Genomic DNA, 19,176 nt, shown 5'->3' on the forward strand with positions numbered 1-19,176 from the left:
ATTCCCTCAGGTCAGGTCTTGCTGGCCCCGATGGTCAGACCGCCCACGAAGTGGCGCTGGAGGATCAGGTAGATGGCCAGCGTGGGGATGCACGTCAGCAGTGCCCCGGCGGCGATGAGGTTGGGATTGGTGAAGTACTCGCCCGACAGTCCGGCCAACGCCGAGGTGACGGGCCGTTTGTCGCCGGTCTCCATGAGGATCAGCGACCAGAAGAAGTCGTTGTAGATCCAGATCGACTCCAGCGTGGCCAGCGCGGCGAAGGCCGGCCGGCACAGCGGCAGGATGATCTGGAAGTACTGCCGCCACACCGGGGCGCCGTCCACCAGCGCCGCCTCGCTGATCTCCCTCGGGATCGTGCGCATGTAGTTGCTGAGCACGAAGACGCAGAAGCCGCACTGGTAGGCGACGTGGATGGTGATGACACCGAACGCCGAGTCGTAGAAGTAGCCGGAGCCGCTCAGGAAGCTCGGCAGCGGCAGCTGGAGGTAGAGCTTGTACAGCGGAGTGATGATCACCTGGGCCGGCAGCAGGTTCCCGGCGGTGAACAGCATCAGCAGCGCGATGTTGAACCGGAAGTCGAACCGGGAGACGAAGAAGGCCACCGCCGAGGCGAACAGCAGCGTCAGCAGCACCGCCGGGACGGTGATCAGCAGCGAGTTCCAGAAGAAGTGCGGCATGCCGGACTGGTCGAACGCCGTGCTGAAGTTGTCGAAGCTCAGTCCGTGCGGCCAGCTCAGGTAGCCGTGCTCGGCGGTGTCCGAGTACGAGCGCAGCGACGTGAACAGCGCCCAGGCCAGCGGGATGAGCCAGCCGACCGAGACGAGGGCCAGGAACACGTGCCGGCCGAGGCCGCGCGGCTTGCGGCTCCGAGCTGGCGGACGCCCCGCCGAGGCCGCCGCCTTCGGGAGGTCGGTCGCGGTGGTCGTGGTCATGCCTGGCGCTCCTTCCGGAAGTTCTGCACGAGGAAGGTGACGATCGCGGCGAGCGACACCACCAGCAGCACGGTGGCCAGCGCCGAGCCGTACCCGGGGCGGGGCGACTCGCCGACGGTGTTGTTGGTGATCAGCAGCGACAGCAGCTCCAGGCCCTGTTTGCTGCCGTTGTTGCCGGAGAGCACGTAGACCATGTCGAAGGCGCGCAGCGACTCCATCACCGTGACCACGATGATCGTCACGTTGATCGGCTTCATCGCCGGCACGATCACCCGCAGGAAGGTCTGCCGGCCGTTGGCGCCGTCGATCGCGGCCGCTTCGCGCAACGAGGGGTCCACGCTCTTGAGCCCGGCCAAATAGAGGATCATCACGTACCCGGTGTGCCGCCACGCCGAGGCCACGAGCACCGCCCACAGGTTCAGGTGCGGGTCGCCGAGCCAGTCGATGTAGTGCTTGCCGCTGGGGTTGTTCGTCCCCAGCGCGTTGTTGAGCAGGCCGTGGTCCGGGTCGTAGACGATCTCCCAGATGAACCCGACGACCGCCGTGGACAGCACCACCGGCAGGAAGATCGCCATCTGGTAGACCCGGCTGAACCTGATCTTGCGGTCCAGCTGGTAGGCCAGGAAGATGCCGGCCGGGGTCGGCACCAGCGCGGTGAACACCATCCAGATGATGTTGTGCTCCACGGCCGGCCAGAACGGCGGGTAGTTCGTGAAGATGTTCTTGTAGTTCTGCAGGCCGACCCAGTGGATCGAGGAGAGCCCGATGCCGTCCCACTGGGTGAAGGAGATCCCCACCGAGGCCAGCGCCGGGAGCCAGACGAAGGCGAGCAGCGCGAGCAGCGGCACCCCGATCAGCACCGCGAGGAAGAGCTTGTCCCCGACGGACAGCACCCGTGTGCGGGGTCTGCGCCGTGGTGCCGCGGCCTTGGCGTTCTTGCCGGTCACGTCAGCTGTGAGGGCCATGCCACTCCCCTTCGTCCTCTTGCCGTCCGCCGCCCGCCATCAGGACGTGAAGTACTGGGAGCGCTGCGACTCGATCTTCTTCAGCGTGGACGTCCCGTCGTCGGGCGAGGCGAGCCACTGCGCGAATCCGGGTTCGACCACGGCCGAGATGAAGCCCGGGTCGCTGTCCCGGTCGCCGAACTGGGTGATGTACTTCGCCGAGGCGATCATCTGCGCCGACTTCTGCTGCAGCGCGTTGTACTTGCTGGTGTCGGCCTTGGTGCTGGCGCCGACGTTGCTCGGGTCGACGTTCGCGTAGACGGTCTCGGCGGCCGAGGTGCCGATCCATTCGAGCATCTTCTTGCCGGCGTCCACGTGCTTGGCCTTGGCGCTCAGGACGAAGCCGTCGGTCGGCGCCTCGACGGCGTCCTGGCCGTGGGTCGGGTCGATGGCCGGGAAGGCGAAGAAGTCCATATCGTCGCGCAGCGTCTCGTCGGTGATCGCCTGGCCCATGAACAGGCCGGTGACCGTCATCCCGGACTTCTTGTCGAACACCGACTGCGCCGCGTCCTGCCACTTGCGGCCCGAGGCGCCCGCCTCCAGGTACGGGGAGAGCTGCCGCCAGTGATCCATCACGGCGTTCAGCCGGGGGTCGGACCACGCGACCTTGCCGCCCATCAGCTGCATGTGGAAGTCGTAGCCGTTGATCCGGAGGTTGAGATAGTCGAAGGTCCCCAGGTTGGTCCAGGAGTCGCCGCCGCCGAAGCCGGCCGCGAGCGGGGACAGGCCGTCCTTCTTCATCTGCCCGCACAGCGCCACGAAGCTGTCCCAGTCGGCGGCCGGCTGGTAGCCCTTCGCGGCGAACACGCTCTTCCGGTAGAAGACGCCCCACGGGTAGTTGTAGAGCGGGACGAAGTAGGCCTTGCCGTCCAGGCCCAGGCTCAGCTTCTTCGCGGCGTCGGAGAAGCCGCCGCCGATCTGGGACCAGACGTCGTCAATCGGGTGCAGCAGGTTCTTCTGGGCGAAGAACTGCATGCGGTAGCCGGCGAACCAGGTGACCACGTCCTCGGGGGTGCCCTGGAGGTAGGCGGTGATCTGCTGGGCGAAGGTGTTGTGGTCCAGGGTGTTCGTGCGGACCTGCATGCCGCTGGCGGCGGTGTAGGCGCTGGTGAGCGCGCCGTAGGCCTTGCGCGGTGTCGGGTCCGAGCCGTCGGAGCCGAACGTCACCTGGCTGCCGCCTCCGCCGCTTCCGGTCGAGGCCGAGGCGCTGCTCTTGCCGCAGGCGGCGAGGGCGGGACTGGCCAGCAACAAGCCGGCGCCGCCTATCGCGCCGCGAAGCAGGGTACGACGATCGGTGATCGGTCCACGGGACATGGTCGTCCTCCTGAGTGAGGGGTGAGGGTATGGGAGATCGCCTGCGGGCGGGCAGGTCCCCGTGGTGCGTTGAAGGGTGCGTCGAACTCCGGGTCCGGCGGGTGCCGGTCCGGTCAGAGGTCGGGGGTATTCGGTGTTGTGAGGGTCGAAGCCGAAGCCCGTCAGCGGCGGGCGGGAGCGAACAGGGTCTGGATGCCGACCGAGGCCGCGCCGCGCGCCCACTCCTCGAACGGCAGCGGCCGGATGGTGAGCAGGCACCGGGCCGCCGCACCGAAGGCGTGGGTGGCGTACGCCTCCCGGATCTCGGTCTCGAACAGGTCGTAGGCGTCCAGGCCCTCCCCGGACACCACGATCCGCTCCGGGCCGATCAGGTTGACCACGGCGGTGATGCCGAGCCCGATCGCGGTGCCCGCCTCGGAGAACAGCGCGCGCACCGGGGCCGAGCCGGACCGGGCGAGCTCGGCGGCCTCGGTGAAGGTGAGGTCGTCGCGCCCGGTCAGCTGCCGGGCCCGGCCGACGATCGCCTCGGTGGCGGCGATCGCCTCGACGCAGCCCCGGGCCCCGCAGTGGCAGCGGGGTCCGGAGGCGTCGACGCAGACATGGCCGACCTCGCCGGCCACGCCGTAGGCCCCGGACAGCAGCCGGCCGCCGGTGACGATGCCGCAGCCGATGCCGGCGCCGACGGTGACCAGGGTGAAGTCGTCGGTGCCGACGCCGTCGCCGAACCAGTGCTCGGCGACGGTGAGGGCCTTGACGTCGTTCTCGACCACCACGGCCAGGCCGGTCGCGTCACCGACCGGACCGGCCAGATCGACGTTCTCCCAGCCCAGCAGCGGAGAGAGCCGGACCAGGCCGGCGGCCGGATCGACGTCGCCGGAGACGGCCAGGCCCAGCAGGCGGGTCTTGGCGCGCAGCTCCGGCTCGGCGTCGAGCAGTTCGTCGACCAGCGCGGTGAGGGTGGCCAGCACGGTCGCGGGCCCGCAGTCCGCCAGCGGCCGGTGCGCCGAGGTCCGGATCCGCGCCTTCAGATCGCAGACCACGCCGATCACCTCGTCGGCGGTCACCTTCACCCCCGCGACGAACTCCCGGTCCGGGGTGATCGCCAGCGGGCTCACCGGGCGGCCGGCGCCGGGCGCCGTCCGCTCGGAGTCGAGCTCGTGCAGATAGCCGTCGTCCAGGAAAGGCCGTGCGGCCTTGGTGACGGCGGCCGAGGAGATGCCGAGCCGCCGAGCCAGATCGACCCGGCTGAGCGGGCCCTCGGTCAGGACCATGGCCAGCACCGCGGTCGCGGCCGGGGTGGCGGCGAGCGGCTGGGGTGCTCTGTACCCCATCCAAGAGCTCGGCTTCGGAGACATGGCGGAAACCTAAGCGCAATAATTTCTTTCGTCAAGTATTGATTTCGAGCGAGGGCCCGCCCTACGCTCGCAGCTCGCGGCTCCCACCGCCCCGGACCTGTTTGGTGAGGTTGACCTGTGCGTGTTCCCCCGCAACCCGTTACCTACGACGCTGCCCGCGGCACCTGGCTGCTGACCACACCCGACACCAGATACCTAATCCGGACCGATCCGGACGGCAGCCCCCGGCACGTCGCGTGGGGGACGCCGGAGGCCGTCGCGGCCCACGCCGACGCCGGCTCCCTGACCTCCCCGGGGAACGCCAACAGCTTCGCCGGCGACGGCGTGGCCGACGAGCTCGGCATCGAGACCGGCGCCCGCTTCGGCCCGGCGGGCCTGCAGGTCCGGTTCGCCGACGGCACGCGCGGCGCGCAGTGGGGCCCGGCCGGCCACGAAGGAGAAGACGGCCACCTGGTGATCCGCCTCCAGGACCGCCGCTACCCCCTGCGAGCCGAGCTGCACTACCGGGTATATCAGGACACGGACGTCATCGAACGCTGGACAGTGCTCGCCAACGACGGCCCCGAGCCGATCGGCGTAGGCCGCCTGGACTCGGCCGCCTGGAGCCTCCCGCGCCTGACCGACTACCGGATGACCCATGTGATCGGCGGCTGGAACCACGAGTTCCAACTGCGCAGCAGCCAGGTCCCGATCGCCGAAACGGTTTTCACCAGCCGCCGCGGCCTGACCAGCCACCAGGCCAACCCTTGGCTGGCGATAGACGACGGCACCGCCGAGGAGGACCGCGGCGAGGTCTGGAGCACGGCGCTGGCCTGGAGCGGAAGCTGGCGGATGACGCTGCACCGCGACCCGGACAACCGCGTCACCTGGACCGGCGGCTTCGGCCACGAGGGCATCAGCTGGACCCTGGCCCCGGGCCAGAGCCTGGTCACCCCGGTCTTCGCCGGGCTCCACACCACCGCCGGCTTCGGCGGCGCGGCCCGCGCCTGGCACGACTACGTGCGCCGGCACGTCTCGCCGACTCCGCACGAGGACCGGCCGGTGGTCTACAACTCGTGGGAAGCGACCGGCTTCGCCGTGGACGAGGCCGGCCAGCTCCGGCTCGCCGAGGCTGCCGCCGGACTCGGGATCGAGCTGTTCGTCCTGGACGACGGCTGGTTCGGCGGCCGGCGCGACGACACCGCGGGCCTCGGCGACTGGCAGCCGTACCCGGGCGCGTTCCCCCAGGGACTCGGGCCGCTGGTGGAGAAGGTGCACCAGCTCGGCATGCGCTTCGGGCTGTGGGTCGAGCCGGAGATGGTCAACGCCGACAGCGACCTGTACCGCGCGCATCCCGACTGGGTCGTGCACACACCGAACCGCGACCCGACCGAGCTGCGCCACCAGCTGATGCTGAACTACGGCCGCGACGACGTGGCGCAGTGGGCCCACCAGTGGCTTGACCGGCTGGTGCGCGAGTACGGGATCGACTTCCTGAAGTGGGACGCGAACCGCGCGGTCACCGACGCCGGCTGGCCCGGGCACCCCGACCCCGACCGGCTGTGGATCGACCACACCAGAGCGGTCTACCGCATCATGGACCGGCTGCGCGCCGACCACCCACAGCTGCGCATCGAGGCCTGCGCCGGCGGCGGAGGTCGCGCCGACCTCGGCGTGCTGTCGCGCACAGATCAGGTCTGGACGTCGGACAACACCGACCCGGTGGACCGCCTGGCGATCCAGCACGGCTTCAGCATGGTGTTCCCCGCCGAGGTCATGGCGGCATGGGTCACCGACAGCCCGAACATCGCCACCGGCCGCGCCACACCGCTCCGGTTCCGGTTCCACGTCTCGATGGCCGGCGCGCTCGGGATCGGCGGGAAGCTGACGGAGTGGACGCCGGAGGAGCTGGAGGAGGCGGCGGGATTCGTCGCGCAGTACAAGCGGATCCGGCACGTCGTGCAGCACGGTGTGCTGTATCGGCCCTCGACGGACGGGCATTCGACGGCGGTGCACTATGCGTCGGCTGATGGCGCGGAGCATGTGGTCATCGCGTGGCGGACCGTTGCCGGGTTCGGACTGCCGCGGCCGTTGGTGCGGCTGAGCGCGCTGGATGCTGAGGCTGAGTACCACGACGTCGATCGGGATGTGCGGATCAGCGGCGCGGTGGCGCGGACCGGACTGGAGCTTGAGCTGCCGGCTGGGGACTACGGCAGTGCTCTGCTTCACCTGCGGCGGGTGTAGAAATGTTCGCCGCGCAGGTGCGGTTAGTGTCAGGCGGGTCAGGCACCACCAACACCCGCGATGATCGCGCGCGCCGTCCGGGCCGCTCGTTCCGCGGTCTCGTCCAAGGCATCCGCCTCGACGCCGAACAAGCCCTGGCGCAGGAAAACGGCCAGCCCATGCGCCGCCGACGAGATCCGCAGCAGGAGGTCGAAGGCCGCCGCCTCATCCGGGGCGACACTGACGGCGAGCGGTAGCAGCGCCGCCAGCAAGAGGTCGCCGGCTTCGGCGAGTTCGGGATGCCGCGACTTGTCGAGGCCCGCATAGAAGGTCACGTCGAAGAACGCTGGCTGCTCAGCGGCGAAGCGCACGTAGGCGGCGGCAAAGGCGGAGAGCTGATCGGCCGGATCGTCGAGCCCTGACACCGCCGCCGAGAACAGCTCGCGCTGCTGCCGGTATCCGGTGACGGCCAGCGCAGCGAGCAGGGCCTCCCGGTCGGCGAAGTGCTTGTAGGGCGCCGCGACGCTCACGCCGGCGCGGCGGCTCGCCTCGTTGAGGCTGAAGCCGTGCGGCCCCTTCTCGGCGACGAGTTCGAGGGCCGCCTTTTCCAGGGCGTTGCGCAGGTCGCCGTGGTGGTGGCCGGTCGGGCGGCGCTTGACGGGGGGCGGCATGAGGTTAAGGTTAACACTATTCACCAGGTAAATGGTGTTCACCTTGCAAGGAGAGCGAGAGCCTCATGTCCAGCTCAACCAGTTCCACAGGAGTCACAGCCGCCACGCCGGTCTTCCGCGTCCACCACATCAGCTTGTCGGTCGCCGACCTCGACATACAGGAGAGCTGGTACCGCGCCGCCTTCGGCCTCGACGAGGTCGAGGAACGCCTGGAGCTGCCAGAGGCCGGAGTGCGCACCGCCATCCTGAGCAACGGCGCAGGCCTGCGCGTGGAGTTCACCGAGCGCGCAGGCTCCACACCGATCGACACCCCGGACCCGTTCGCAGCGACCGCGCGCCAGACGTTCACACACCTGGCACTGCACGTCGCCGACCTCGACGCCGCCTTCGAGCGCCTGACCGCCGAATGCGCCGCGCACGCCGTCGTCGAACCCGGCCCCGGCGCGACCGAGGGCGTGCGGTACGCCTACGTCCACGACCCCGAGGGGAACCTCATCGAGCTGATTCAGCCCTCGGCCGGTTGAGCGAAGCCGATGGCGTCACGGCGTCAGGACGGTGCACCGCCGGCGACTTCCGCGCTGATCTGTGCGAACTGCGCGCCCATCGCCTCGGCGAGCGCCTGGGCGCCGGAGAGCGGGCGGACCATGACCATGAAGTCGTCGATCTTGCCGTCCTCGTCGAAGTGCAGGAAGTCGCAGCCGTTGACCTGCTTGCCGTGCACCGTGGCCGTGAAGACGAGGGCGTGGTCGCGGCCGTCGGCGCCGGCGATCTCGCGGACGTAGCGGAAGTCCTCGAACACCCGCAGGACGCCGCGCAGGATCGCCGCGGTGATCGGCTTGCCGGGGTAGGGCTTGAACGCGACAGGGCTGGTGAACACGACGTCATCGGCGAGCATCGCCTCGATCGCCGCCGTGTCTCGGGCCTCCACCGCCGCACGGAACGGGTGCATGGTGCTCCTGGTCGGGCAAGCTGAGCTACTGCTCAGTAACGACTGGGTCGCCCCCACAATAGCCCTCCCCGGCGCTCCCTCAACCTGTCACGGCGATGTGCCCGCCGGTCCCGAGTCCGACGGGAATCGGCCCCTGGCAGGCGTGGACCGGAGTGGCCGCCGAGTCGATGAGGCCGGAGACCCAGTTGTCGGTGCCGTTGTCGTAGACCGACCAAGCCACGCGCTTGCCGACGAGCGTGCCGTTGTCGCTGGAGGCGGTGATCTGGCCGGTCACCACCGCATCGTCGCCACCGACGTCCAGGCAGCTGATCGTGCCGCTGTAGCTCGTCGACTTGGCGAGGTCGGGCTGGTAGAGCGAGTACGTGAACGTGCCCTGAGCCGTCGTGGTCGCGGCCCCGGCGGCGACGCCCGCGTCGGCGGTCAGCGTGTAATACCCGCCGGTGGCCGGGTCGACCCCCGTGACCGTGCCGCTGAGCTGCCGGGCCGGCACCTGGCTCGGCTGGCCGCCGGTCAGGGTCCTGCCACTGGTCGGCCCAGCCTGGCCGCCGCTGTTGACAACAACCGAGCTGCTGGAGAGGGGGAAGAACGGAACCGCACCCTGCCCCTCGGCCACCGGCTGCCCCGCGAACCCCCAGACGAACCCCACACGCGTGCCGTCGGGACGATCGTCGAAGGTCATCGCGACCTTGGCCCCGACCAGGGTGAGCCCGGGATTGGCAGGATCGTCGGCGGCCGTGATCACCCCGTTCACCACGGCCATCCGCCCGGCCGCCGTCACGGAGACGACGGTTCCGGAGAACTCCGTGTACAGCGAACCGTCAGCCCGCCGATGGGTGACTTCGAAGGTCCCGGACGGATCAGGCGTCGCCTGAGCGTTGACAGTGAAGTCGATGGGGTCCCCCGCCCATTGCGGAAAGAGGTCGCCCGGCAGATTGCCGCTCCCCTGCCCGGTGACAGAGACCGCCGACACTTCCGGAGCCTCGGCGGCAGCAGTAGTGGCCGTCCCCGCCGCCACACCGACGGCGACAAGCACAACAGCGAACCGACTACGCAGTGCAAACATCATGAACTCCCCGTTCTGCATGTTGACGGCGTTAACTTGCCGCCACAGCCAGCATGCCCGGCCGATGTTAACGGCGTCAACTTCCGACCGGATCAAGGGACGTCGCACGGCACCGCTTACTCAGGACTCTGGCATCTCATCCCCGCCGGTCCGAATGGCGTAGATCACCGCCTGCACCTTCATCACGACCGGCCACAACGGATGCCCCGTCCCAGCCCTGCCCCAAAACGCCTCGGTCGGCAGATCGGCGAAGCGCCCCGCACCGGTGTTGACCACATGCACGCGCGTCGTGCCACGCGGCGGACGTCCCCCCTCGTCAGCCGACGAGAAGTACTTCAAGTAAGCCTGCGTCGTGGTGAGCAGCCTGCGCGCCGACGGCTCCGCGGCCGCCGCCTCCAGCAGCCCGACCGGCCCGCTGCCATCGACGTAGAGGTTCGCCGCACCGCCGGCGACCACCGACAGCGCGACGTAGCCGTTCTCCTGACCGACATCGACGAGGATGCCGTGCACGTCCGGGTGATCGGGGTGACGCGGGATCGGTCCACGCTGCGCCGACTCCAGTGCCATCAACCGCATAGCGCTGTAGAGATCCCTGTCGGACGGCGCGTTCTTCCCGCGATTGTTCTTGGCGAACATGCTCACCTCCGGATGACCCGAAACGGAACGTGGTGGACAACCCCGCTTCCCCGTGACTGAGCAGATCCACAGAGTAAGCGGCAGGATCAAGACGCGGTATTCCGATCGGGCAGTCGAGCCCAAACCGTGACTTCCCGACGGGGCCGACAGGGCCCGCGGAAACACCCCCGACACAAACCATTGCGTCACCGGAAACCCCGGTGCTAGCGTCACGCCACGCCACATCGAATCAGTTCGACGATCCACTGATCCACCGATCCACGATCCGCCGATCCGAAGGGAGCACGGTATGGCCGTCACGATCGCCGACGTCGCGAAGCGCGCCGGAGTCTCACGCAGCACCGTGTCCTACGTCCTCAGCGGAACCCGCTCCATCTCCGCGGAGACCCGGGCCCGGGTGGAGCAGGCGATCGACGAGCTGCAGTTCCGCCCGCACGCCGGAGCGCGCTCCATCCGCAGCGGCCGCAACGGGGTCATCGCCATGGCGCTGCCCATGGTCTACGGGCCGCACAACCAGGTGCAGATGCCCTACGTCTGGGCGTCGCTGACCGCGGCGCAGGACCTCGGGCTCAAGCTGCTGATGCTCACCGACGACGACGGGGAGACCGCGATCCGGGACACCGTGACCGGCTCCCAGGTCGACGGCGTGCTGCTGATGGAGGTCCAGCGCAACGACCCGCGCGTGGCTCTGCTCAGCACCCTGCGATGCCCCTCGGTGCTGGTCGGGACGCCGGACGACAGCGCCCGGCTGCCCTACGTCGACTTCGACGCGGCGCTGGCCGGCCGGCTGTGCGCCGAGCACCTGCTGGAGCTGGGGCACCGCCGGGTCGGCTACATCGGCCAGTCGCAGTCCACGTTCCGCCGGGACGTCGCCTACGCGATCCACGCCCGCGACGGGGCGCTGACCACGCTGCGCGCCCAGCGGGCCAAGACCGCCTGGACGCCGTGCGACGGGCAGCCGGCCGAGGTCGCGCGCGCCGTGGACGGCCTGCTGGCGAAGGTCCACGGCCTGACCGGCCTGATCGTCTACAACGAGCGCGCGCTCCCGCTGGTCCTGGACCGTCTCAGCGGTCTGGGGCTGCGGGTGCCGCAGGACGTCTCGGTGGTCGCGGTGTGCCCCGACGACGAGGCCGAGCGGCTCGCGGTGCCGGTCAGCGCCGTGTCCCTGCCGGTGGAGGAGCTGGCCCGCACCGCGGTCCGGCTGCTGGCCGGGCAGGTCAACGGGGAATCCGTACCGTCGGTGACGATCCTGGCGCCGACGCTGAAAGTCCGTGACACCACCGCGCCGGCTCCGGCCGGCGGCACCGGCCGTTCCTGAGCCGACCCCTCGCGCCTCGGCGCCGCGCCCGGAAAGGGCCGGTGCCCGCGCGCGCCCTTTGTCGAATCGATTCGAAAGGTAAAGGCCATGATATCTGGTGCTCCGGGCCGCCGGCCCGCGGCGGATCAGCCCGTGCGGAGCCGTCCGGCAGCAGGTCAGCTCGCGGCAAGCCAGCCCGCGACAGGCAGCCGGCCCATGACCGGCCGCCGCGCGACGACCGGCGTCGGCGCCCTGGCCGCCGCCTCGGCCTGCCTGCTGGCCCTGACCGCGTGCGGTTCCAGCAGCTCGTCTTCCTCGGGTTCGGGCTCGGGCTCCGGCGGCGTGCTGACGCTGAACGAGACCGACTACTACGGCTCGGCCCCGCAGAACACGCAGATCCAGGGCGTCCTCGACGAATGCGCCACGCAGGTCGGCGGCGTGAAAGTGGTGCACCACGAGCTCCCGCGCGAGCAGCTGATGCCCAAGCTGCTCCAGCAGGCGTCCTCCAAGTCACTGCCGGACCTGCTGCTCGTCGACAACCCCGACCTGCAGCAGGTCGCCTCGACCGGCGGCCTGGTCTCACTGTCGGCCGCCGGGCTGTCCACCGACGGCCTGTACCCCTCGATCGTCTCGGCCGGCGCCTACCAGGGCCAGCTCTACGGGATCGCCCCGGGCGTCAACGGCCTGGCGCTCTACTACAACAAGGATCTGTTCGCCGCCGCCGGCCTGACCCCGCCGACGACCTGGGACGAGCTGACCGCCGACGCGCAGAAGCTGACGGCCGGCGGCAAGCAGGGCATCGCGTTCTCCGCCGTCGGCAACGAGGAGGGCAGCTTCCAGTTCGAGCCCTTCTTCTGGACCGCCGGCGCCGATCTGAAGACCCTGAACTCCCCGCAGGCGGTGCAGGCGCTGACGCTGTGGAAGACCTTCGTGGACAAGGGCTGGGCCTCAAAATCGGTGGTGAACTGGACGCAGGCCGACGTCGACCAGCAGTTCGCGGCCGGCAACGTGGCGATGATGGTGAACGGCCCCTGGCAGCTGCCGGGCCTGAACGCCAAGACCGGCCTGCACTTCGGCACCGTCCCGATCCCGGTCCCCTCGGCCTCGGCCAAGCCGGTGACGCCGCTCGGCGGCGAGGTGTGGGCCGTCGGGCACAGCAACGCCGGCCGCGAGGCCAAGGCGGTCGCGGTGGTCAAGTGCCTGATGAGCCCGGACCGCGCGAGCGAGTGGTCGAAGGACGCCGGCTACATCCCGAGCAACCAGGCCGCCGCCGCGCAACTCGGCGCCTCCGACCCGCAGCTGCAGGCGTTCGTCACCGAGATCGCCACCGCGCAGGCCCGCACCGCCGAGCTCGGCACCGCCTACCCGAAGGTGAGCACGGCGCTGTCCACCGCGATCCAGGCGGCGCTGGCCGGCGGCACCTCGCCGCAGGACGCGCTGAACCAGGCGCAGAGCCAGGCCGGATCCTGACGATGGCGGCGATGATCAGCAAGTCCGCCGGGGTCCCCGTCTCCGCTGCCGCCACGGCGGCGGCGGGGGCGGGAACAGACCCGGGGCGCGCGCTGCCCGATCGCAACGGCCACAGCGGCCAGGGCGGTCAAGGCGGCCGCGGCCGGACCCGCCGAGGCACCGCCTGGCGCGTAGCCGGATTCGTCGTCCCGGTCTGGATCTACATCCTCTGCTTCTACGTCTACCCGCTGATCGCGAACGTCCGCATGGGCTTCCAGGACTACTCGGTCTCCTCCTTCTACTCCGGCTCGGCGCCCTACGTCGGCTTCGCCAACTACCGCTCGGTGTTCCACAGCCCGCAGTTCGCCGGAATCGTGACGAACACGCTGCTGTTCACCCTCGGCTCCCTGGTCTTCCAGTTCGGCATCGGCCTGGCGCTGGCAGTGTTCTTCCGCCGCAAGTTCCCGCTCAACGGCGTACTCCGCTCGCTGCTGCTGGTGCCGTGGCTGCTGCCGCTGGTGGTGTCCGGGACGGTGTGGCGCTGGATGATGTACGCCGACTCCGGCGTGCTCAACCGCATGCTGCTGAACCTGCACGTGATCAGCCATCCGGTGCCCTGGCTGGTCAGCACCACCTGGTCGCTGACCGCCGTCACGCTGGTCAACGTCTGGGTCGGGATCCCGTTCAACATGGTGATCCTGTACGGCGGGCTCCAGGGCGTCCCGGAGCAGCTCTACGAGGCCGCGGCCATCGACGGGGCGAACGCCTGGCAGCGCTTCCGGCGGATCACCTGGCCGATGCTGCGCCCGGTGACGCTGGTCGTGCTGACGCTCGGCCTGATCTACACGGTCAAGGTCTTCGACGTCATCCAGATCGTCACGCAGGGCGGTCCGGCGAACTCCTCCCAGACGCTCACCACCTATGCCTACAACCTGTCCTTCCAGCAACTGGAGTTCGGCAAAGGCGCGGCGGTCGGGAACCTGCTGATCCTGGTCGCGATCGTCTTCGCCGCCCTGTACCTGCGGTCAGTCCGGGAGCCGGAAGGGCGGAACCGATGAGCAGGCAGGGCCGCAGCGCGGCGACGACCACCGTCGGCGTGGTGATCGTGGGCATCATGCTGTTCCCGCTGTACTGGATGGTCAACGCCTCGTTGCTGAAGCCCTCCGACCTGGTCAGCCGCAGCCCGGTCTGGTTCCCGCTGCACGGGACGCTCGCCGGCTATCGCAGCGCCCTGAGTGCCGAGGGTGGACACCTGATGGTCAGCCTGGTGGTGTCGCTCGGCACCGTGGCGGTGACCCTGCTGATCGCGGCGCCCGCCGCGTACGGCCTGGCCAAACTGCGCGTGCCGGGACGCCGGGCCCTGATGTTCGCGCTGCTGGTCGCACAGATGATCCCGGGCATCGTGATGGCGAACTCGCTGTACATCGCGGCGAACAAGCTCGGCATGATCAACTCGCCGCTGGCGCTGATCCTGGCCGACTCCACGCTGTGCGTGCCGTTCGCGACGCTGATCTTGCAGTCGTTCCTGAAGGGCGTGCCCGACGAGTTGGCCGAAGCCGCGTCCCTGGACGGCGCCTCGCGGCTGCGGACGTTCGTGTCCGTGATCCTGCCGGTGGCCCGCAACGGCGTCATCACCGCGGCGCTGTTCTCGTTCCTGTTCACCTGGGCCGACTTCCTGTTCGGCGTCACGCTCACCACCGACGACAGCCGGGCGCCGATCACCGTCGGGCTCTACCGGTTCATCGGCGCCAACCTCGTCGACTGGAACGGCGTCATGGCCACCGGCGTCATCGCCTCGGTCCCGGCGGCGGTGCTGCTGGTCGCCGCGCAGCGCTACGTCGCGGCCGGCATCGGCAACGCCGCGCTCAAGGACTGAGAACTCTGAATGAGCGCCCTGACGGACCGCAGCCGGTCCCCTCGCTCCGACCGCATCCCTTCGCTACCGGGAGACTCCGTGCTCAACCCGTTCGCCATCTCCGACGAGGTCCTGACCTGGCGCGGCGGCCACCACCTGCTGACCGTCGAGCCGTGGGGCGCCGACAGCGTGCGGGTGCGCGCCGGCCTGCACCGGATCGTGCCGGACCTGCCCGGCGCCCTGGAGCCAGACCGCCCGACCACGGGCCCTGATTCGCAGATGGAGATCGCCGCCGACGGCGGGTCCGCGACGCTGGTCAACGGCCGGGTCCGGGTCCGCATCGACGCGGCGACCGGTCTGCTGACCGTCCAACACGCGCACACCGGCGCCGAAGTCCTGCGCGAGCAGCCGGCGCACTTCTGGTGGCCCGGCGCCCGGCACTTCGAGGCGGCGGGCGGCGGACTGCACCGCATCGAGCAGCGTTTCGCGGCCCATCCCAGGGAGCGAATATACGGGCTCGGACAGCACGGCCACGGCCGCCTGGACCAGAAGGGCATGGTGCTGGAGCTGGCGCAGCGCAACGGCGAGGTGTCGATCCCGTTCGCGGTGTCGAACCGCGGCTACGGCCTGCTGTGGAACAGCCCGGCGGTGGGCCGGGTCGAGTTCGCCGGGAACGGCACGCGGTGGGTGTCCGACCGGGCCCGGCAGATCGACTACTGGCTGACCGTCGGCGACACCCCGGCGCAGATCCTCACCGCCTACGCCGGGGCCACCGGCTTCCCGTCGCCGATGCCGCGCTGGGCATCAGGGTTCTGGCAGAGCAAGCTGCGCTATCGCAACCAGGAAGAGCTGCTGGAGGTGGCCCGCGAATACGCGCGCCGTGGGCTGCCGCTGTCCGTTCTCGTCATCGACTACCTGCATTGGAAGCACCTCGGCGACTGGGATTTCGACACGGCCGACTGGCCCGACGCACGCGCCATGGTCGAGGAGCTGCACGCGCTGGGCATCGAGCCGGCGGTGTCGGTGTGGCCGTCGGTCAGTCCGCTGTCCGAGAGCTACCCGACCATGCGCGAGGCCGGGATGCTGGCCACGGCCGACAACGGCGCGGCGATCACCGGGGCCTGGCCGGACGGCGAGTCGGGGGCTGAGATCGGCGTCGGCTTCTACGACGCCACCGATGCCCGGGCCCGTACCTTCCTGTGGGAGCGGCTTCAGACCAACTATTACAAGCTGGGGATCCGCGCGTTCTGGCTCGACGGATGCGAACCGGAGCTGCGGCCCGCCCCGCACACCCTCACCTACGCGGCCGGCGTCGGCAGCGAGGTGGCGAACCTGTACCCGCGCGAGCATGCCCGAGGCGTGTTCGAGCACATGCGTGCCGCCGGTGAGACCCAGGTGCTGTCCCTGGTGCGCTCGGCGTGGGCCGGGTCGCAGCGGTACGGCGTGGCCTTGTGGTCCGGCGACATCGAGCCCACCTTCGCCGCCCTGGCCGCCGCGATCCCCGCCGGGCTGAACGTCGCCATGTCCGGGCTGCCGTGGTGGAACTCCGACATCGGCGGGTTCCACGGCGGGGACCCGGACGACCCGGCGTACCGGGAGCTGGTCGTGCGCTGGTTCCAGTTCGGCGTCTTCTGTCCGCTGTTCCGGCTGCACGGCCACCGCGAGCCGCGCGTCAGCCACGGCACCGTCGGCGACGGCGGCGGCCCGAACGAGGTCTGGGCGTACGGGCCCGAGGCGTACGAGGCGATCACCGCCATGCTGCGGCTGCGGGAGCGGCTGCGTCCCTACATCCACGCGCACCTGCGCGACGGCGAGACCAGCGGCATCCCCCTGATGCGGCCGCTGCTGCTCGCCTTCCCCGACGACGAGGCGGCCTGGGAGGTCGAGGACCAGTACCTGTTCGGCCCCGACATCCTGGTCGCCCCGGTCACCGAGCTCGGCGCCCGGCAGCGCCGCGTGTACCTGCCGGCCGGTGCGGAGTGGACGCACTCCGGTTCCGGGCGCCGATATCCCGGCGGATCCCACGTCACCGTGGACGCGCCGCTGGATGCCATCCCCTTGTTCGTGCGTGACGATGCCGAGCCGCCCCTGGCACCATCCGTTTCCGAGGAGGCGCAATGAAGCGAACGACCCCGCACCGACCGCGCTACAGCCTGATCTCCCGAACCCGCCGAGCCTTCCACACCCGCCGGACCCGCCGCACCCTGACCGGCGCGCTCCTGGTCGCCGCCGTGACCACGGGCGCCGCACTGACCGGAGTACCTTCTGCTGTGGCCAACGCACCGGACACGACCGTCACGGTTGACGTCTCCCAGACCGGCAAGACGCCCACGCACGCCGGCGCCGGGTTCCTCTACGGCTTGAGCCAGGACGGAAGCGGCCCGTCCGACGCCCTCCTGCAGCCGCTGGCGCCGACTCTCTTTCGCGGCGGCGGCGCGCGCCTGGCCGGTGGCGGCTGGATCGGCGACGGGTACTCCGCCGGGAGCGGGTACCGGGTTCGCATCAATTCGGCCGTCGCCCAAGCCCGCCGAGTGACCACGGCGCCCTACAACGGTCGCTACGACTTGCTCGTCTCCGACCTGTACGGCGCCGACACGACGCAGCCTTCGAACACCGTCTATCCCTGCGACAACGGGGACTGTTCGAACTGGAAGGCCTTCATCGACCAGGTGGTCGGCGATGTCCAGGCCTCCGGGGTCAACGTCGCGTACGACATCTGGAACGAGCCTGACGGGACGGGGTTCTGGCAGCGCGGCGTGAACAGCGCGCAGTACTACCAGATGTGGGACACGGCAGTGAGGGAGATCAGGAGGCTAAGTCCGTCGGCGACGATCGTCGGGCCCTCCTATAGCGGGTACAACCACTCCTGGCTCGACGGCTTCATCGCTCAGACGAAGGCCGACAACACGCTGCCGAACGTTCTGAACTGGCACTTCGGCAACGATCCGGCCGCCGACGGCGCCGACGCGGCCTCGATCGTCGCGGCGCACGGCCTGAGCCCGATGCCGTTGTCCATCAACGAATACTTGTTCGGCAACCAGCAGACGGCCGGCTACACGGCCTGGTTCCTCGACCGGCTCGCGGTCTCGAACATCGGCGCGGCGGCGCACGCCATCTGGAGCGACTGCTGCGTGGCCGGCACGCTGGACTCGGTGCTCGGCGGGACCGGCGCCCTGGCCTCGCCGACGGGTCAGTGGTGGGCTTATCGGGCTTATGCGAGCCTGACCGGCCACCTTGTCTCGGCGACCAGCGGGAACGCGGCTGTGGCGGTGGCTGCTTCAGCTGATCAGAACGCCGGTCAGGCCGATGTGCTGATCGGCAACAACAGCGGGCAGACCGGGACCACGACGGTCACGGTTCAGGGCCTCGGGTCCACGCCGTGGCTCACGGCCGGGTCCACGGTCCACGCCACGCTGATGCGCATCCCGGACAGCACGCCACTGTCGCAGCCGATCACCGTGTCCGACGCGGATGTCGCGGTGAACAACGGGAGTATCAGCCTGCCCGCGACGTTCCAGTCGGGCACGGATGCGTTCTGGCTGGTGCTGTCGCCGCACGGCGTCGCCGTCACCGGCCCCGGCGGACCCGGCGGCGGGCAGATCTACGTCGACGGCAACGAGATCGGGACCGCGAACGACCAGTGGCAGTACGACGCGAACTGGGGCGAGACCTCGGGCGTGTCCGACATGTACGCCGGCACGGCGAACTGGAGCCACACGGCGGGCGCGACCGCGACGTTCCGGTTCACCGGGACGCAGGTGGCGCTGCACGCGGTGCGCGACGTCGATCAGGGGATCATGACGGTCTCCATCGACGGCGGCGCGCCGACCTCGATCGACGACTACGCGTCGGCGCGGAACGCGTCGGGGGTCGTGTGGACGAGCCCGACGCTCGCCGCCGGTTCGCACACGTTGACGGTCGTCAACACTGGGAACAAGAACAGCGCCAGCTCAGGGGTCAACATCGCGATCGACCGGGTTGACGTCACGACCTCGTCGGCGCCCGCGCAGACGATCGTGGACGGGAACGTCACCGGGAGCGGCGCGGACCAGTTCCAGTACGACGCGAGCTGGGGTCTGACCACCGGCGTGTCCGACATGTATCTGGGGACGGCGAACTGGAGCCACGTCGCCGGGGCCACCGCGACGTTCCGCTTCACCGGGACGCAGGTCGCACTGCACGCGGTGCACGACGTTGACCAGGGCATCATGACCGTCGCGGTTGACGGCGGCACATCGGCGACGGTCGACAACTACGCACCGGCGCGCAACGCGTCGGGGATCGTGTGGACCAGCCCGACGCTCGCGGCCGGGTCGCACACGATCACGATCGTCAACACTGGGAACAAGAACAGCGCCAGCTCAGGGGTCAACATCGCCATCGATCGGGCTGATGTCACGCCGTAGTACTAGGCCGAGCACTTGACCGAGCACTAGGCCGAGTGCGGGG

At 69.9% G+C, this 19,176-nt stretch carries 16 protein-coding genes; 8 read left to right on the forward strand and 8 right to left on the reverse strand.

The window, feature by feature from the left end; all coding sequences use genetic code 11:
• Nucleotides 1–11 precede the first annotated feature (11 nt).
• The 4 genes from ABH935_RS00735 to ABH935_RS00750 all read right to left on the reverse strand — a co-directional run bounded on the left by ABH935_RS00735 (nucleotide 12) and on the right by ABH935_RS00750 (nucleotide 4,605).
• Nucleotides 12–932 (reverse strand): carbohydrate ABC transporter permease, encoded by a 921-nt coding sequence (locus tag ABH935_RS00735; RefSeq protein ID WP_370375774.1) that lies wholly within the window; start codon nucleotides 930–932, stop codon nucleotides 12–14.
• Nucleotides 929–1,897 carry a carbohydrate ABC transporter permease gene (locus ABH935_RS00740; protein ID WP_370375775.1) on the reverse strand — a complete coding sequence of 323 codons (969 nt, stop codon included), beginning with the start codon at nucleotides 1,895–1,897 and terminating at the stop codon, nucleotides 929–931. The genes ABH935_RS00735 and ABH935_RS00740 overlap by 4 nt, the downstream gene beginning before the upstream one ends.
• Nucleotides 1,898–1,936: 39 nt before the next feature.
• The gene (locus ABH935_RS00745; RefSeq protein ID WP_370375776.1) at nucleotides 1,937–3,250 is read right to left on the reverse strand and encodes an ABC transporter substrate-binding protein; all 1,314 of its coding nucleotides are present in this window, start codon (nucleotides 3,248–3,250) and stop codon (nucleotides 1,937–1,939) included.
• 161 nt (nucleotides 3,251–3,411) lie between these two features.
• Nucleotides 3,412–4,605 carry an ROK family protein gene (locus ABH935_RS00750; protein ID WP_370375777.1) on the reverse strand — a complete coding sequence of 398 codons (1,194 nt, stop codon included), beginning with the start codon at nucleotides 4,603–4,605 and terminating at the stop codon, nucleotides 3,412–3,414.
• A gap of 117 nt (nucleotides 4,606–4,722) precedes the next feature.
• Here ABH935_RS00750 and ABH935_RS00755 point away from each other — a divergent pair, with 117 nt between their 5' ends.
• A complete protein-coding gene (locus tag ABH935_RS00755) occupies nucleotides 4,723–6,828 on the forward strand; it encodes an alpha-galactosidase (RefSeq protein WP_370375778.1) in 2,106 nt (701 codons plus the stop codon).
• A gap of 38 nt (nucleotides 6,829–6,866) precedes the next feature.
• Here the strand turns inward: ABH935_RS00755 and ABH935_RS00760 are convergent, their stop codons facing one another.
• The gene (locus ABH935_RS00760) at nucleotides 6,867–7,520 is read right to left on the reverse strand and encodes a TetR/AcrR family transcriptional regulator (RefSeq protein WP_370375779.1); all 654 of its coding nucleotides are present in this window, start codon (nucleotides 7,518–7,520) and stop codon (nucleotides 6,867–6,869) included.
• 23 nt (nucleotides 7,521–7,543) lie between these two features.
• Between ABH935_RS00760 and ABH935_RS00765 the strand changes: the two genes are divergently transcribed.
• Complete coding sequence (locus tag ABH935_RS00765; RefSeq protein ID WP_370375780.1) at nucleotides 7,544–8,002, forward strand: VOC family protein; 459 nt, start codon at nucleotides 7,544–7,546, stop codon at nucleotides 8,000–8,002.
• A gap of 23 nt (nucleotides 8,003–8,025) precedes the next feature.
• On the opposite strand, the gene ABH935_RS00770 is transcribed toward ABH935_RS00765, so the two are convergent.
• The 3 genes from ABH935_RS00770 to ABH935_RS00780 form a co-directional block, all read right to left on the reverse strand.
• Nucleotides 8,026–8,427 (reverse strand): nuclear transport factor 2 family protein, encoded by a 402-nt coding sequence (locus tag ABH935_RS00770; RefSeq protein WP_370375781.1) that lies wholly within the window; start codon nucleotides 8,425–8,427, stop codon nucleotides 8,026–8,028.
• A gap of 79 nt (nucleotides 8,428–8,506) precedes the next feature.
• The gene (locus tag ABH935_RS00775) at nucleotides 8,507–9,397 is read right to left on the reverse strand and encodes a hypothetical protein (RefSeq protein WP_370375782.1); all 891 of its coding nucleotides are present in this window, start codon (nucleotides 9,395–9,397) and stop codon (nucleotides 8,507–8,509) included.
• A 213-nt stretch (nucleotides 9,398–9,610) separates the two neighbouring features.
• The gene (locus tag ABH935_RS00780) at nucleotides 9,611–10,126 is read right to left on the reverse strand and encodes a hypothetical protein (protein WP_370375783.1); all 516 of its coding nucleotides are present in this window, start codon (nucleotides 10,124–10,126) and stop codon (nucleotides 9,611–9,613) included.
• A 289-nt stretch (nucleotides 10,127–10,415) separates the two neighbouring features.
• On the opposite strand from ABH935_RS00780, the gene ABH935_RS00785 reads away from it, so the two are divergent.
• The 6 genes from ABH935_RS00785 to ABH935_RS00810 all read left to right on the forward strand — a co-directional run bounded on the left by ABH935_RS00785 (nucleotide 10,416) and on the right by ABH935_RS00810 (nucleotide 19,133).
• Nucleotides 10,416–11,444, forward strand: a complete 1,029-nt coding sequence (locus tag ABH935_RS00785; RefSeq protein ID WP_370375784.1) for a LacI family DNA-binding transcriptional regulator — start codon at nucleotides 10,416–10,418, stop codon at nucleotides 11,442–11,444.
• A 195-nt stretch (nucleotides 11,445–11,639) separates the two neighbouring features.
• Complete coding sequence (locus ABH935_RS00790; RefSeq protein WP_370375785.1) at nucleotides 11,640–12,893, forward strand: extracellular solute-binding protein; 1,254 nt, start codon at nucleotides 11,640–11,642, stop codon at nucleotides 12,891–12,893.
• An 11-nt stretch (nucleotides 12,894–12,904) separates the two neighbouring features.
• A complete protein-coding gene (locus ABH935_RS00795; RefSeq protein ID WP_370375786.1) occupies nucleotides 12,905–13,930 on the forward strand; it encodes a carbohydrate ABC transporter permease in 1,026 nt (341 codons plus the stop codon).
• Nucleotides 13,927–14,748, forward strand: a complete 822-nt coding sequence (locus ABH935_RS00800; RefSeq protein WP_370375787.1) for a carbohydrate ABC transporter permease — start codon at nucleotides 13,927–13,929, stop codon at nucleotides 14,746–14,748. Before ABH935_RS00795 ends, ABH935_RS00800 begins: the two co-directional genes overlap by 4 nt.
• A 78-nt stretch (nucleotides 14,749–14,826) precedes the next feature.
• Nucleotides 14,827–16,848: a TIM-barrel domain-containing protein gene (locus tag ABH935_RS00805; RefSeq protein WP_370375788.1), complete on the forward strand. Its 2,022-nt coding sequence runs from the start codon at nucleotides 14,827–14,829 to the stop codon at nucleotides 16,846–16,848.
• Nucleotides 16,845–19,133, forward strand: coding sequence for a hypothetical protein (locus ABH935_RS00810; RefSeq protein WP_370375789.1), 2,289 nt, complete (start codon nucleotides 16,845–16,847; stop codon nucleotides 19,131–19,133). The genes ABH935_RS00805 and ABH935_RS00810 overlap by 4 nt, the downstream gene beginning before the upstream one ends.
• The last annotated feature ends 43 nt before the right edge of the window (nucleotides 19,134–19,176 follow it).

This window comes from Catenulispora sp. GAS73 (assembly GCF_041262085.1).
In the GTDB taxonomy this organism is placed as follows: Bacteria; Actinomycetota; Actinomycetes; order Streptomycetales; family Catenulisporaceae; genus Catenulispora.

Excerpts from the sequence above, each read along its gene's own strand:
- ABH935_RS00770 (WP_370375781.1), bottom strand. The coding sequence starts at position 8,427 with ATGCACCCGTTCCGTGCGGCGGTGGAGGCCCGAGACACGGCGGCGATC.
- ABH935_RS00810 (WP_370375789.1), top strand. The coding sequence starts at position 16,845 with ATGAAGCGAACGACCCCGCACCGACCGCGCTACAGCCTGATCTCCCGA.
- ABH935_RS00800 (WP_370375787.1), top strand. The coding sequence starts at position 13,927 with ATGAGCAGGCAGGGCCGCAGCGCGGCGACGACCACCGTCGGCGTGGTG.
- ABH935_RS00790 (WP_370375785.1), top strand. The coding sequence starts at position 11,640 with ATGACCGGCCGCCGCGCGACGACCGGCGTCGGCGCCCTGGCCGCCGCC.
- ABH935_RS00785 (WP_370375784.1), top strand. The coding sequence starts at position 10,416 with ATGGCCGTCACGATCGCCGACGTCGCGAAGCGCGCCGGAGTCTCACGC.
- ABH935_RS00735 (WP_370375774.1), bottom strand. The coding sequence starts at position 932 with ATGACCACGACCACCGCGACCGACCTCCCGAAGGCGGCGGCCTCGGCG.
- ABH935_RS00780 (WP_370375783.1), bottom strand. The coding sequence starts at position 10,126 with ATGTTCGCCAAGAACAATCGCGGGAAGAACGCGCCGTCCGACAGGGAT.
- ABH935_RS00750 (WP_370375777.1), bottom strand. The coding sequence starts at position 4,605 with ATGTCTCCGAAGCCGAGCTCTTGGATGGGGTACAGAGCACCCCAGCCG.
- ABH935_RS00795 (WP_370375786.1), top strand. The coding sequence starts at position 12,905 with ATGATCAGCAAGTCCGCCGGGGTCCCCGTCTCCGCTGCCGCCACGGCG.
- ABH935_RS00740 (WP_370375775.1), bottom strand. The coding sequence starts at position 1,897 with ATGGCCCTCACAGCTGACGTGACCGGCAAGAACGCCAAGGCCGCGGCA.
- ABH935_RS00765 (WP_370375780.1), top strand. The coding sequence starts at position 7,544 with ATGTCCAGCTCAACCAGTTCCACAGGAGTCACAGCCGCCACGCCGGTC.
- ABH935_RS00745 (WP_370375776.1), bottom strand. The coding sequence starts at position 3,250 with ATGTCCCGTGGACCGATCACCGATCGTCGTACCCTGCTTCGCGGCGCG.